Annotated in this window: 9 protein-coding genes, 1 tRNA gene and 1 pseudogene; 7 read left to right on the top strand and 4 right to left on the bottom strand. The window is 46.5% G+C overall.

Translation table 11 applies throughout. From position 1 onward, the window contains the following. Window positions 1-76 precede the first annotated feature (76 nt). The 6 genes from xylR (at window position 77) to ACXI0A_RS01760 (ending at window position 9,121) form a co-directional block, all read left to right on the top strand. Window positions 77-1,255, top strand: a complete 1,179-nt coding sequence (gene xylR / locus ACXI0A_RS01785) for a D-xylose utilization transcriptional activator XylR (RefSeq protein ID WP_224933689.1) — start codon at window positions 77-79, stop codon at window positions 1,253-1,255. Window positions 1,256-1,316: 61 nt separating this feature from the next. After that, window positions 1,317-1,411: transfer RNA gene (locus ACXI0A_RS01780), tRNA-Sec, on the top strand. A gap of 300 nt (window positions 1,412-1,711) precedes the next feature. Continuing rightward, window positions 1,712-2,926 carry a tyrosine-type recombinase/integrase gene (locus ACXI0A_RS01775; RefSeq protein WP_415991640.1) on the top strand — a complete coding sequence of 405 codons (1,215 nt, stop codon included), beginning with the start codon at window positions 1,712-1,714 and terminating at the stop codon, window positions 2,924-2,926. 194 nt (window positions 2,927-3,120) lie between these two features. Beyond that, entirely contained in the window at window positions 3,121-5,799 is a 2,679-nt protein-coding gene (locus tag ACXI0A_RS01770) for a DNA methyltransferase (RefSeq protein ID WP_415991642.1), read from the top strand. Window positions 5,800-5,839: 40 nt separating this feature from the next. Beyond that, window positions 5,840-7,855 carry a DEAD/DEAH box helicase gene (locus ACXI0A_RS01765; protein ID WP_415991644.1) on the top strand — a complete coding sequence of 672 codons (2,016 nt, stop codon included), beginning with the start codon at window positions 5,840-5,842 and terminating at the stop codon, window positions 7,853-7,855. Between the two features lie 3 nt (window positions 7,856-7,858). Further along, window positions 7,859-9,121 (top strand): GIY-YIG nuclease family protein, encoded by a 1,263-nt coding sequence (locus ACXI0A_RS01760; protein WP_476150622.1) that lies wholly within the window; start codon window positions 7,859-7,861, stop codon window positions 9,119-9,121. Window positions 9,122-9,299: 178 nt separating this feature from the next. On the opposite strand, the gene ACXI0A_RS01755 is transcribed toward ACXI0A_RS01760, so the two are convergent. The 4 genes from ACXI0A_RS01755 to ACXI0A_RS01740 form a co-directional block, all read right to left on the bottom strand. After that, window positions 9,300-9,992 carry a hypothetical protein gene (locus tag ACXI0A_RS01755; protein ID WP_032170231.1) on the bottom strand — a complete coding sequence of 231 codons (693 nt, stop codon included), beginning with the start codon at window positions 9,990-9,992 and terminating at the stop codon, window positions 9,300-9,302. After that, the gene (locus tag ACXI0A_RS01750; RefSeq protein WP_048976446.1) at window positions 9,992-10,438 is read right to left on the bottom strand and encodes a hypothetical protein; all 447 of its coding nucleotides are present in this window, start codon (window positions 10,436-10,438) and stop codon (window positions 9,992-9,994) included. The genes ACXI0A_RS01755 and ACXI0A_RS01750 overlap by 1 nt, the downstream gene beginning before the upstream one ends. 3 nt (window positions 10,439-10,441) lie before the next feature. Then, window positions 10,442-11,530, bottom strand: a complete 1,089-nt coding sequence (locus ACXI0A_RS01745; RefSeq protein WP_032170233.1) for a hypothetical protein — start codon at window positions 11,528-11,530, stop codon at window positions 10,442-10,444. Between the two features lie 313 nt (window positions 11,531-11,843). After that, the gene (locus ACXI0A_RS01740; RefSeq protein ID WP_415991647.1) at window positions 11,844-12,455 is read right to left on the bottom strand and encodes an inovirus Gp2 family protein; all 612 of its coding nucleotides are present in this window, start codon (window positions 12,453-12,455) and stop codon (window positions 11,844-11,846) included. A gap of 324 nt (window positions 12,456-12,779) precedes the next feature. On the opposite strand from ACXI0A_RS01740, the pseudogene ACXI0A_RS01735 reads away from it, so the two are divergent. Then, window positions 12,780-13,768, top strand: a pseudogene (locus ACXI0A_RS01735) (IS5 family transposase). Window positions 13,769-13,871: the final 103 nt, after the last annotated feature.

Raw genomic sequence — 13,871 nt, 5'->3', positions numbered from 1 at the left:
CTGTGGCGCAAACCATTTCTGCTCTCCTTGCCGCCGTGCTATGCAATGCGCTGAGGGTTTAAAGGGACGCGCCACCATGCATGAGAAACGTTACCGCATTACGTTACTGTTCAACGCCAACAAGGTGTATGACCGCCAGGTGGTCGAGGGCGTTGGCGAGTATTTGCAGGCTTCGCAAACCGACTGGGATATTTTCATTGAGGAGGATTTTCGCTGCCGTATTGATAACATCCGCGAGTGGCTGGGTGATGGCGTGATCGCGGATTACGACGACAGCTCGATTGAAACGCTGCTGGCGAATGTGCCAGTGCCGATTGTCGGCGTTGGCGGCTCCTATCATCAGCCGCAGGACTATCCGCCGGTGCATTACATCGCCACCGACAACGCCGCGCTGGTAGAGAGTGCTTTCCTGCATCTGAAAGAGAAAGGCATCAACCGCTTTGCGTTTTATGGTTTACCGGCAGCCAGCGGCAAACGCTGGTCGCAGGAGCGCGAACAGGCGTTTCGCCAGTTAGTGATGCGTGAACGTTATCAGGGCGTGGTGTATCAGGGCATGGAAACCGCTCCGGAAAACTGGCAGCACGCGCAGAACCGCCTCGCCGACTGGCTGCAAACCCTGCCGCCGCAAACCGGTATTATCGCCGTCACCGATGCGCGTGCGCGCCATCTGCTGCAAGCCTGCGAGCATTTGAAAATTCCGGTGCCAGAGAAGTTGACGGTGATCGGCATCGATAACGAAGAGCTGACGCGCTATCTCTCCCGCGTGGCGCTCTCGTCTGTGGCGCAGGGCACGCGCCAGATGGGCTATCAAGCCGCGAAGCTGCTGCATCGTTTGTTGAACAAGCAATCCTTACCGCTGCAGCGCATTCTGGTGCCGCCCGTCAAAGTGATTGCCCGCCGCTCCACTGATTTCCGCTCGCTAAACGACCCCGCAGTGATTCAGGCCATGCACTACATTCGTTTCAATGCCTGCAAAGGGATTAAGGTGGAACAGGTGCTGGATGCGATTGGCATGTCACGATCCAATCTGGAAAAGCGTTTTCGGGATGAGACCGGCGATACCATTCACGCCATGATTCACCGTGAAAAGCTGGAAAAAGCGCGCGAGCTGTTGGCTTCTTCGTCGCTGAACATCAATGAGATTTCGCAGATGTGCGGCTATCCGTCGCTGCAGTATTTCTATTCGGTGTTTAAGAAGAGCTACGCCAGCACACCCAAGGAATATCGCCAACTTCACGGCGAGAACGTGCTGTAGCGCACGGGTAAGATCAAGATTTCGCGCTGGGTTATGGCTATAATTGCGCGGCATCTTCAAAGGAAGATCGTCGTCTCCGGTGAGGCGGCCGGATTTCAAATCCGGTTGGGGCCGCCAGCGGTCCCGGGCAGGTTCGACTCCTGTGATCTTCCGCCAATTTGCCTCTACCGAACTCTCCCGACGTCAACAAAACCCCTTGTAATCCCTTATATATCAAGCCTTCTTTGTATCCTGAGGTCAACCAGCCTCAACCTGCATCAAGCGGTTTTTGGGGGTGCATTCGGGGGTGTCATTTCCCTCTTAAAATATCGGCACCCCCATAATGATAAAAATGCGAGATATAACAAGGGGTTTTAAAGACATCTTTGCTATACAAGGGGTGCATTGGGGGTATCAGGTCGGTTACTGGCGGAAATCCCCCCAGGAAGTTGGATTCATCAAAAGCCGGAGGATGTCATGGCGCTGACCGATGTTAAAGTGAAAACTGCGAAGCCAAAAGAAAAGCCCTATAAGCTGGCTGATGGCGGCGGTATGTATCTGCTGATTAACGCTAATGGTTCCAAATACTGGCGAATGAAGTACCGCTTCGCCGGTAAAGAAAAGATGCTGTCTATTGGCGTCTACCCCGATGTTTCACTGGCCGACGCGCGCGAAAAACGCAGCGAAGCCAGAAAAATTCTCACTGCTGGAGGTGATCCGGGTGAAGTAAAGAAAGAAGAGAAAGTGGCCCAGCAAATGAGTTTGAAAAACACTTTCGAGGCCGTTGCTCGCGAGTGGCATCAGACTAAAGCCGATCGCTGGTCATTACGCTATCGTGATGAAATCATCGACACCTTTGAGAAAGATATCTTCCCCTATATCGGTAAACGTCCTATAGCCGAAATCAAACCAATGGAGCTACTGGAAGCACTGCGTAAGATGGAGAAACGTGGAGCGCTGGAGAAAATGCGCAAAGTCCGCCAGCGCTGTGGCGAGGTATATCGATATGCAATTGTCACTGGTAGGGCTGACTACAACCCCGCCCCCGATCTTGCCAGCGCTTTAGCTACGCCGAAAAAAGTACACTTCCCCTTCCTTACTGCCAATGAACTTCCTCACTTCCTCAACGATCTGGCGGGTTATACCGGCAGTATCATCACGAAGACAGCCACTCAAATCATTATGTTAACCGGTGTACGCACGCAAGAACTGCGTTTCGCACGCTGGGAGGATATCGATTTTGAGACAAAATTGTGGGAGATCCCGGCGGAAGTGATGAAAATGAAGCGGCCCCATATTGTACCGCTATCAGAGCAAGTCATTGCGCTATTTAAGCAACTTGAGCCGATATCAAAACATCACCCCCTGGTGTTTATTGGCAGGAATGATCCTCGCAAGCCGATCAGTAAAGAAAGCATTAACCAAGTCATTGAGTTGCTGGGGTATAAAGGCAGACTGACGGGGCATGGTTTCCGCCACACAATGAGTACTATTCTGCATGAGCAGGGCTTTAACTCAGCGTGGATTGAAACGCAGCTTGCGCATGTTGATAAGAACGCCATTCGCGGAACATACAACCATGCACAATATCTTGATGGCCGTAGGGAGATGATGCAGTGGTACGCAGATTATATAGGTGAGTTGCATAAAAGCCGGGAAGTAATCAAAGAGTCGATTAGGCAAACAGCATAGATCAAGATAGCAGCCACCTAGATGTAAAGATGGCTGATTTAAGCCTACCACCGTAAGGTGGTAGGAGGATAACAAGAGTTTTTTTATTTTTTTGATATATTTTGGGTAATGTATTGGAACTGCTTGATAAAGTTTCCTTCGGGTAGAATGAGTGCATAATCCTTTACGGGCACTTTAGTTTTTAAGGAATAGCAATGGCAGTTAATCAGGCGAAGATTTTTGAACAGCTCGAACAACTTGTTGAAAATCCTGAGCAAGGCGAATTTATTTACGGCTTTTTAACTGCCTTTGAGTTCCCTAAAGCTACGCTGAGTCAGATTCGGCAAGGTGGGGCACGTAATGTTGCGAAAGAGCCAGCACACGTTGCATTAAAAAATAAACTCTACTACCAGCCAGTGGCGGATACTGATGATCTTGAATCTGCTTTTGAGCAACGTGTTGCCGACGCGGCTGTTGCAAAAAATAAGATCCGCTTTGTTCTAGTAACAAATTTTGTTCGCTTTTTAGCCTGGGACACACTGACACAGGAACGTCTCGATATTGAGTTTGAAGAGTTACCACGTAACTACGGTTTTTTCTTACCGCTGGTAGGGTTGGAGAAGGCTATTCTCAATAGTGAAAACCCGGCCGATGTGAAAGCCGCTGAGAAGATGGGAAAGCTGTTTGATCTTATCAAGGAGCGTAATGATTTAAGTAAAGCAGAAGATATTCACGCGCTTAATGTTTTCCTCACTCGTTTGTTGTTTTGCTTTTTTGCCGAAGACACAGGCATCTTTGAAAAAGGTCAGTTTACTTCCGCAGTTAAGAGCTACACCGCCGAAGATGGCAGTGATTTAGATCAGTTTCTGACAGACCTGTTTGCCGTGATGAACAGCAAACCGAATAGTAAATTACGCCTGTCACTTCCGATTCATTTAACCGCATTCCCGTATGTTAATGGTGGCTTATTCGCCAGTGATGAGCCTGTTCCAGAGTTGGGGTTGAAAGGTAGACGTATCTTACTTGAATGCAGTGCAATGGACTGGAGCGAGATTAACCCTGACATTTTCGGCAGTATGTTCCAGGCCGTGATTGATGTGGAGCAGCGTAGCCGTTTAGGGCAGCATTACACTTCATACAGCAATATCATGAAGGTTATACAACCATTATTTCTTGAACCATTGCGTTCAGAGCTTGAAAAACAACACACAAATACGAATGGTCTCAAACGGTTGCTTCTCCGTCTGGGGAAAATGAAAGTTTTTGATCCTGCGTGTGGTTCAGGGAACTTCTTGATTGTCGCCTATAAAGAACTACGTCTTTTGGAAATGGACGTGATTCAAGCTCTTTTGCAATGCGATCCACAATCCATTTTTATGAGCGGTATCCATCTCGACCAGTTTTACGGCATTGAGATCGATGATTTTGCCTGTGAAATAGCCCGCCTTTCCCTATGGCTTGCAGAGCATCAGTTAAATAAACAGTGGGAAGAACATATTGGTTCAGCACCACCAGCGTTGCCGTTGCGTTCATCCGGTAAAATTTGGAGTGGCAACAGCCTGCAAACAGACTGGCAAACGGTGTGTCCAAAGGGCGCTGATGATGAAGTTTATATAATTGGTAATCCACCTTTTTTAGGAACGTCTGGACGTTCTGATGAACAGCGTGCTGATATGCAGGCGGTATTTAGCGGTTTCAAATCATTGGGTGGTTTGGACTTTGTTGCCTGTTGGTTCTGGAAGGGAGCGCAATATATCCAGAATAGCCGTGCTGAGTTGGCTCTGGTGGCTACAAATTCTCTATGTCAGGGAGAGCAGGTTGCAACATTATGGCCTTCAGTATTCGGGCTGGGACTAAGTATTCACATTGCCTACCCTACTTTTACATGGGCGAATAATGCTCGTGATAAGGCAGCAGTGCATGTGATCATTGTTGGACTATCGGGACAAAGCAAAACTCGCCAACTTTACCAACAAATTGAAGGGCGCTGGCACAGTAAGTTAGTGAGCAATATTAGCCCCTATCTGATTGAAGGCAATAATGTGGCTGTGTTGGCGAAAACCAAACCGATGATAGATGGTGTTCCTCCTTTGTTATTTGGTAATAAACCTACCGATGGGGGACATTTGCTGATGAATCGTGCTGAACGCGATACCTTACTCAAACAGGAACCCCAGGCAGCCATGTGGGTTAGAAAAGTATTAGGTTCTGATGAGTTTCTCAATGGTCATGATCGCTGGTGCTTATGGTTGGTCGGTATTGCCAATGCCGAACTCCAGTCGATGCCGCTCGTTTACAGTCGGGTACAGAAAGTGGCTGAAATGCGCCGAAAAAGCACAAAACTAAGTACTCAGAAAAAATCAAACACACCCCATACTTTTGATGAAAATCGCCAACCCACAACTGGCGATTACATTTTAATACCCGGTGTTTCGTCGGAACGTAGAACTTATATCCCCATTGGTTTTTATGATGCTAGTGTGATTTCTACTAATGCAAATTACATTCTCCCAAATGGTACTTTGTATGAGTTCGCTATTCTGACTTCATTAATACATAACGACTGGATGAGATTAGTGGCTGGCCGATTAAAAAGCGATTATCGCTATTCAGCAACAGTCGTATACAACACCTTCCCTTGGCCTGATGTGACTGATGAACAACGTAAGTCTCTTATTGCATTGGCAAAAACGGTTTTACTCACGCGAGAAAATTATCCAGAAAGCACGTTGGCTGAGCTGTACGACCCGCTGAAGATGCCTGAGGACCTTTTGGAAGCCCATCAGGCGTTGGATAAGGCCGTTGATCGTCTTTATCGTGACAAACCATTCAGGGACGCTACTGAGCGTTTGAGCTGCCTGTTAGAGCGCTACGAAGCGCTAATTAAAGCGTAAGGTTTCGCTCTGGTAGCCAGGGCATACAGAGGATTGCATTGTGGAAAATATTTTACAGGTGACTTACGGACAGACTGGGCAAAGTGCGAGTCTAAATGAGTTTGGTATGCGAGAAATGCAGGCACGAGCCTTTGAGCAGCGCAATAGCCCTTATCTACTTATCAAAGCTCCGCCAGCGTCTGGTAAATCAAGAGCATTAATGTTTCTTGCCCTAGATAAACTTGTTAATCAGGGTTTACGCAAAGCTATTGTCGCGGTCCCTGAAATGTCCATCGGTGGTTCGTTTAAAGATACTGCGCTCACGGAGTATGGTTTCTTTGCTGACTGGAAGGTAAAACCTGAAAATAATCTGTGCATTGGCGGTGGAGAGGCTGGGAAGGTTGAAGCCTTTAAACGATTTATGGCGAGCCCTGACGACATTCTGGTCTGTACTCATGCCACCCTGCGTTTTGCTTTCGATAAGCTGAATGTTAAATCGTTTAATGACTGCCTGGTTGCTATTGATGAGTTCCATCATGTCTCTGCGGATGAAAACAACCGTCTGGGCAATCTGATTGATGCCCTGATGAAAGGTTCTAATACGCATATTGTTGCAATGACTGGTTCTTACTTCCGAGGGGATACCGTACCCATTCTGCAACCTGAAGATGAAGCCCAGTTCACGAAAGTGACCTATACCTACTACGAACAGCTCAATGGATACCAGTATTTAAAATCTTTAGGCATTGGCTACCATTTTTATCAGGGCCCATACATCAAGGCGTTACCTTCAGTGCTGGATGCCAGCAAGAAAACCATCATCCATATTCCCAATGTTAATTCCGGCGAATCAACGAAAGATAAACATGCCGAGGTTGATGCCATCCTGGATGCGTTGGGTGAGGTGCAACTGCAAGAACCAGATACCGGAATCTATCGAGTGAAACGCAAAAGCGATGGCAAATTGTTGCGCGTAGCGAATCTGGTAGATGATAACCCAGCGGAAAGACCGAAAGTACAGGCGTATCTGCGTAATATCCACTCTGCTGACGATATGGATATCATTATTGCGTTAGGTATGGCGAAAGAGGGGTTTGACTGGCCTTTCTGTGAACATGTACTGACCATTGGTTATCGCAGCTCGATGACGGAGATTGTGCAAATAATTGGGCGTGCGACACGGGATTGTGAAGGCAAAACTCACGCACAATTTACCAACCTTATTGCTCAGCCTGATGCTCAAGATGATGACGTTAAAGTATCAGTAAACAACATGCTTAAAGCCATCACCACCTCGTTGTTGATGGAGCAAATCATGGCTCCAAATATTCAATTTAAACCACGATCTCAATGGACTGGTGAACCGTTACCTGCCAATACGGTTCTGGTTGATGATCATGCATTACCGGTATCAGACAAGGTTCTAACAATCCTTAACGGCAGTAAAAACGAGATCTTGGCGGCGCTAATGGCGAATGAGCAGGTGGTTAAAGAGGCTATTACCGAGTCAATACCGCCTGAGGTAATTACTCAGGTAGTGTTACCATCGGTGATACAAACGCTTCACCCTGACCTGACTGAATACGAACTAGAACAGGTTCGCAGCGGTATTTTACAGAGTCTTTTTGTAGGCCAATGTGGTGGGTTAGTTGATGAAGCCGATTTGCCGTCGGATGCCATCATTGATAACGGCCAAGGTCAGCGTTCCGGCAATTCGAATGATTCATTAAACGTAAACAATCAGTTTATAAAAATGGGTGATAAATTCATCAATATTGAAAACTTGAATATTGACTTAATTGATGCGGTAAATCCTTTCCACGGTGCTTATGAGATTCTATCAAAATCAGTCACCGCGACGATGCTAAAAACTATTCAGGAAGCAGTCAGAGCGAATCAGGCGCAGGTATCTGAGGAAGAAGCTGTGATGCTCTGGCCAAGAATTAAAGCGTTTGCCAGTGAGCATAAAAGGGAGCCATCGCTGAATGCCAGTGACGCAATAGAGGTTCGTTATGCAGAAGCGTTAGCTTACATCCGTAAAATGAAACAACAGCGTATTGTGCGACAGGAACCGTAACTTATGCTCAGACTTTCACCTCTTCAAGTTCGTCAAAAAGTGACAATTGATGACATTTTTTCTGAACCAGACGATCTTGGTTTACTCGTAGTCGAACCATTAAAAATATATTCCTCTACGGGTAATCTGCCTGTAAGCAGATTAGAAGAAATTAATGCATTTTATGTGGTTCATGGGCGTCCACCTCTACCCGATTCGGAGGAATTTAAGGAAACGTTGCTAGCACAACGTTTGAGGGCTCTCAAAGATAACAAGCAATATCGCGAGATGTTGCAGCCATTTGATATTCATGGCTTACTCGCAGGCGAAAATAACGAAAATCCACTTGAATCATCTGTATCATTCTCAGTTCCTCCCGTTGAGGTTGATAGGTCGGAGTTGGTCACCTCTCTGGACGATATCTTTGCTGATGACGATGATGGATTGCTCTCATTTGCTGAGCCCGATATTTTCACGTTAAAACATGTTCCGATTGAAAAGAAAACACAGCCTGACGAAATTGCCAAACGACAGCCGTGCCCTGATTTTTATCGATTTTCCCCACTGTTTGAGACAGTCCAAAATGGTCTGAAAGCGGGGCCGTTTTCATTTGTTCGCTTCCGCCATGAGTTAAAAATTCATGAAGGTGATTTTTTTATTCTCAATGGGGTTATGGGCTATGTAGATAAAGTTGGTGAGCGGTTGGAGGAATATGGACCTTGGAATGCACGTTTACATTTGGTGTTTGAAAACGGAACTGAGATGAATATGCTTTTCCTCTCGCTTACGCACGGTCTGGTACGAGATACTGAAGGTCGTAAAGTTGTTTTAAATGGACAGGCAATTCGTCCTGATGAAGCTCCGGTTCCGACAGGATATGTCTATGTCCTTGCCACGCATAGCGACAAGCCAGCGCTTCAACGTTTTAAACCTGATTTGTATAAAATTGGCTTTACTGAAGGAACTATCGAAGAGCGCATCAAACACGCTGAAAAAGATAAAACATTCCTCGAAGCACCCGTTCGTATAGTCATGACTACGCAATGCTTCAATATCAACACTCACAAATTTGAAACGCTTATTCACGGTTTTTTAGGTAAGCAACGGCTCAATATCACATTACTGGGTTTAGATGGACAAACTTATCATCCCCGCGAATGGTTTCATGCGCCTTTAGCGACTGTGCTCTCTGTGATCAAGTACATTCTTGACGGTACAATTTCGCAATACCGGATGGACAATACAACAGGGAAGATTGTGGCTAAGAGAGATACTGGTCACTCTTGAGACGTGAAAGTTACCTCAGCACCATGCTGCGAATCCGGCGATAATAATTAGGATGGTCCGTGCATAAAGCAAGTCGGTGCGGTTATTCTTTTCCTCTTCGTTACTGAACACCCCAGCCACAATCCAGAACACTTAGTCACACATTTCAGAAATCATATACATTCACGATAAGGCCCGGTCATCGGGCCTGCATTTTTGCCGCCGCTTTGTCCAGCTTCTGTTGAGTCGGTGCATGATAAAGATCAACGCAATAATGCCTGACGAAAAAGTCTGCGCCAGTTCCACCATTGAGCTTATGATCGGTGTCAAAGCGCAAGCCGTCAGAACGTCTGTTATGGCAATGAATCCCTTTGTCGCCAAGCTTTGTATGCCATTCGTCCATGGCGAATTTGGCACCATTTGAGAGTTTCGAATAGAAAATTAACCCCCCTCTGCAATTGTTCACGCCACCTTTGGCATAGCTTCCAATTAACTGAGAATTAAGTCCCTGATAGACATATTCGAACCCGTTCCACAACTTGGCTTCCGCGACCCACTGATAGAGCTCACCGTGGGCACTTCTGACCTCAAAGTAATAGTCGCAGTGACCGCCGCTTTGCGCATCATGATGTGCTGACGGGTATAGTTGCTTGAGCTGAGAAAGAATGTGATCGGTGAGGGCATCCTCCCCTTTATCCATGTGGTGCTGCCTGCCGGATTCAGTAATGGTAATGACGTTATTTAAATCTTTATCAATTTGTGCGACAAAATCGTCGTACGTCAGCGGGCTGTGTCTGACCAATTGCTCCATTAGATGTGGCGCAACTGCAAAAATATGCTGCATACTGTAGCCTGCAGCCAAAGCCATATCCTCAAGTGGCCCCTGAGACATCAATCCATCCTCCTACTCGCTGTAGATTCAGGATCGGGTTCGGCCTTGAACATATTTACAAAATAAGGAAACGTCCTGCGGTGCAGATCACTGAGCGAGATTTGGTTACCCTCTGAATCAACAAATTCTTCTTGGGAAACTGCAACCATATAATCAGGATGCTCCATTTCCTGAATTACTTCAGAGAGATTTTCGTCATACAGCCTATAACGGACCTTTAGCGCCTGAAACGGGTGCAGAGACAGTGTGAAAGCAGCGCGGATGAGCAAATCATCACCATCTGCAGTGCGCTGCAGAGCAGCCCTAAGCCCGCCAATTGTAAGATTGATCTGTTTGGGATGACGTTCGATATAAACTGCAATCTGGTGACAGACCGCATACAGTGACGACGTATCCGACTTCGCCAGTTCGCTCAACAATTTCTTGACCTGGGCAACATTATTCATGTTTCAGCTGGCTTTTGGCTGTGGTTGAGGAATATGAGATAATACTTTATCTATTGCGAAGCAGAAATCTTCAAGTCTTTTTACATCACTCACAGTGAAGTCGGATAGAGGCTGGGCTGTATCCAGCATTTTAGGCTGTCCCATCAGGCCGACCTCAACATCAACGGTACTGATGGATGCGTCGACTTTAAACTTCCACTTTTTCGCTACCATAAATTTTGCGTGAACAAACCCGCCGCTTTCTCCGGCCCGATGATAGTGATCTTTCTTCAGGCATTCCTCTTTACTCTTTAGGGGAATACGCACTGGGTTACCATTGGTAGTTACGTGCCCCAATTTGGTAATAAATCCATCCGGCGCGTTGTATAGCGGTTCGATAGCACTGAATACATTCGTGGCCTGTCCGCAGTCTATTCCATGTTGCATAAGAAACGTCCTCAGCATGAAAAGTTGATCCTGACTAGCCATAATAGACAGCGAATTTCTGTCCACAGATAAGATCAGCTTGGACGTTTCCGGTTGCCAGTAGATCACGTGGAAAAGCTGCGTTCTAACAGTCCGTTTCATCATGTAGACCGTGTCTGCACTCTGAAGTTTTCTGCCTTCATTAGACAAATGATCTACAGGAACTGGTTCCTCAATGTCTCTATCAACAACTGTGCAGGCTACCAGGCGGCGAAAGCGTTCGTTACTAATGTCAACTTCATCAGAAAGTGCGGGGTAAAGCTTGCCTCTTTTTAAGAGACTCAGCAGCCCAACGTCTTCAACCGGAAACGGGAACGCATCGCTAATAACCTTCTCTGGTGAGATCCGAAATGTGTTCAAGAATGAGGTTAAATTCTGCTTTATCATCTCATCGCGGATGAAGAAGACTTCAACTTGGCGGGTATCAAGCTGAAGGGCCAGCAGTCCCAGTGTATTAATTTTTTCCTGCAGCTTCTGATTTCCTGAGACTGCAGAGAGGATGTCCTGCTTGAACACCTCTTTTGAACGGGACTTCAGCGACATCACTTCATTTATCTGACTCTTTGCGAAATTAAAGCTGTACCTTGCTAAAAGTGTGTCAATTTTGTGTTGATAAGATGTAGACATACAGGTCCTTGCTTCAGGCTTCTGATAACATCACCATTTCTGATAATTACAGTTTACCATTCCATGGTACTGCTGTCGCGAAATCCAAGGCTGTCCGTCTTATCGTTTTTTCACAGTGGCTGCAGGCTCTTGCTCTATCCCAGCAATTTAATCATCAATGAAAATCAATCATATAGCATGCTCTGCTTTGACTTTCAGATATGGATGACGCCAGCAAGCAATCGTCTGAAGCCTTTAAGACTCTGAAAAAGGCGCAAGAACCAGACTAAGGGGCTGGCGTAAAAATATCTTGGCAGGGGCGGCAGGATTCAGATCAGGACTGACTGCAACCAAATGAGCGTTCATCCCGACTGTATAACTTAGTACGTTCTTTCGCAAAATAGCTGACCCGAAAAGTGAGCTTATCGTAAACTGCGCGATAGTCTTGGGCGTTTACATCCAGGTAGTATAGTGGATTATCCGGGATGTGGACCAGCGTTCGGTATTCGGTATAATGGCCCAGTTGTAAAGCACTCACCCAAGCTTCGCGTATCAGGCTGGCTAATCCCGTTCCCTCTTCACCATAACTTCCAAGTCCATTGAATGTGTCTTTGTTAACGAAGATGATCATGTGATAATGGGATTTCTCGTTTATTTCTCCTACTTCTCGAACCCAAGCGTAACGTAACTGGCATGGGTAGCTTCTGATGCCATGCTTTATTTTATTTCGGTACCTAGCATCAATTTTTGCATTAAGTGATTCAATGAAACGGGACATAAGCCCATTATTCCTTTTACAGTTGTCATCAGGAAGGCGTAAATCGACACGGACAGCCATCGTCCTTGGATGTTGTGCTATTGCGTTATCAATTACACCAAGCATTCTTTGCAAATAGGTCGTGTTGAACGGGGCATGACGTTTATCAAGATAAATATCATCAAACATAATAAAACCCTATAATTTTAATGGCGGGCAAGACAGTGTCTCACCCGTGATGGTTGAGATAATTAGAGTGTGTCAAATATGGTTTATTGAGTTCGTATTGGATGTTAGTTGGGGTGGTGCTGAGTATATTCTTTGGTGTGCATTAAGTAGATATATGTTGGTATATATTAATATTAACAATCCGTCATGTTTTAATGTATCACTTTCGTGCCAGATGCAGTTTGGCCTTTAATTTTATTAAATTATTTACTCCGAAGTTAATCTTGTTTGAATAATGATTAGAGGATCTTATAGCTGAATTTATTAAAGGTACGGCTTTGTTGAATAAATCGAACTTTTGCTGAGTTAAAGGATCAGATCACGCATCATCCGGCAACACTGGCCGTCCCATGGCAAAGCAGAAATTCAAAGTCACCAACTGGCGCAACTACAACAAAGCCCTCATCAACCGCGGCTCCGTCACTTTCTGGCTTGACGACGAGGCTATTCAGGCCTGGTATGAGCCCGCCACACACACATCGCGGGGACGGCCTCAACGCTATTCTGACCTCGCCATCACCACCGTCCTGGTCGTTAAACGTGTGTTCCGCCTGACCCTGCGAGCCGCACAGGGCTTTATTGATTCCATTTTTGCCATGATGGGCGTTCCTCTTCGCTGTCCGGATTACACCAGTGTCAGCAAGCGGGCAAAGTCGGTTAACGTCAGTTTTAAAACGCCCACCCGGGGTGAAATTGCGCATCTGGTGATTGATTCCACAGGGCTGAAAGTCTTCGGTGAAGGTGAGTGGAAAGTCAAAAAGCACGGCAAAGAGCGCCGTCGTATCTGGCGAAAACTGCATCTGGCTGTTGATGCGAGTACGCATGAAGTCATCTGCGCGGACCTGTCGCTGAACAACGTCACGGACGCTGAAGCTTTCCCGGGGCTTATCCGGCAGACCCACCGAAAAATCAGGTCAGCGGCGGCGGACGGTGCTTACGATACGCGGCGATGTCATGACGAACTGCGTCGCAAGAAAATCAGCGCGCTCATTCCTCCCCGAAAGGGAGCGGGCTACTGGTCCGGTGAGTATGCAGACCGCAATCGTGCTGTTGCGAATCAACGGCTGAGCGGAAGCAATGCACGGTGGAAATGGACAACAGATTACAACCGTCGGTCGATAGCGGAAACGGCAATGTACAGGGTAAAGCAGTTGTTCGGTGGTTCGCTGACGTTGCGTGACTACGATGGTCAGGTTGCAGAGGCTTTGGCCATGGTGCGTGCGCTGAACAAAATGACGAAGGCAGGCATGCCAGAAAGTGTACGTATCGGCTGAAAGTCGGAGCTGTTACAGGGAAACTCGCCTTAAATCTGATTTATTCAACAAAGCCTAAAGGTACATAAACATATATGTCGTTCAGAAATTTCAGAGGCAAGCA

This window comes from Pantoea sp. C1E2 (assembly GCF_056491465.1).
Note: the sequence above shows the minus strand (reverse complement) of the source record. Positions and strands in the feature narration are given on the sequence as shown.

What these genes read in the sequence shown, in the direction of transcription:
- xylR (WP_224933689.1), top strand. Translation starts at nt 77, where the DNA reads ATGCATGAGAAACGTTACCGCATTACGTTACTGTTCAACGCCAACAAG.
- ACXI0A_RS01740 (WP_415991647.1), bottom strand. Translation starts at nt 12,455, where the DNA reads ATGTTTGATGATATTTATCTTGATAAACGTCATGCCCCGTTCAACACG.
- ACXI0A_RS01775 (WP_415991640.1), top strand. Translation starts at nt 1,712, where the DNA reads ATGGCGCTGACCGATGTTAAAGTGAAAACTGCGAAGCCAAAAGAAAAG.
- ACXI0A_RS01745 (WP_032170233.1), bottom strand. Translation starts at nt 11,530, where the DNA reads ATGTCTACATCTTATCAACACAAAATTGACACACTTTTAGCAAGGTAC.
- ACXI0A_RS01770 (WP_415991642.1), top strand. Translation starts at nt 3,121, where the DNA reads ATGGCAGTTAATCAGGCGAAGATTTTTGAACAGCTCGAACAACTTGTT.
- ACXI0A_RS01755 (WP_032170231.1), bottom strand. Translation starts at nt 9,992, where the DNA reads ATGTCTCAGGGGCCACTTGAGGATATGGCTTTGGCTGCAGGCTACAGT.
- ACXI0A_RS01760 (WP_476150622.1), top strand. Translation starts at nt 7,859, where the DNA reads ATGCTCAGACTTTCACCTCTTCAAGTTCGTCAAAAAGTGACAATTGAT.
- ACXI0A_RS01750 (WP_048976446.1), bottom strand. Translation starts at nt 10,438, where the DNA reads ATGAATAATGTTGCCCAGGTCAAGAAATTGTTGAGCGAACTGGCGAAG.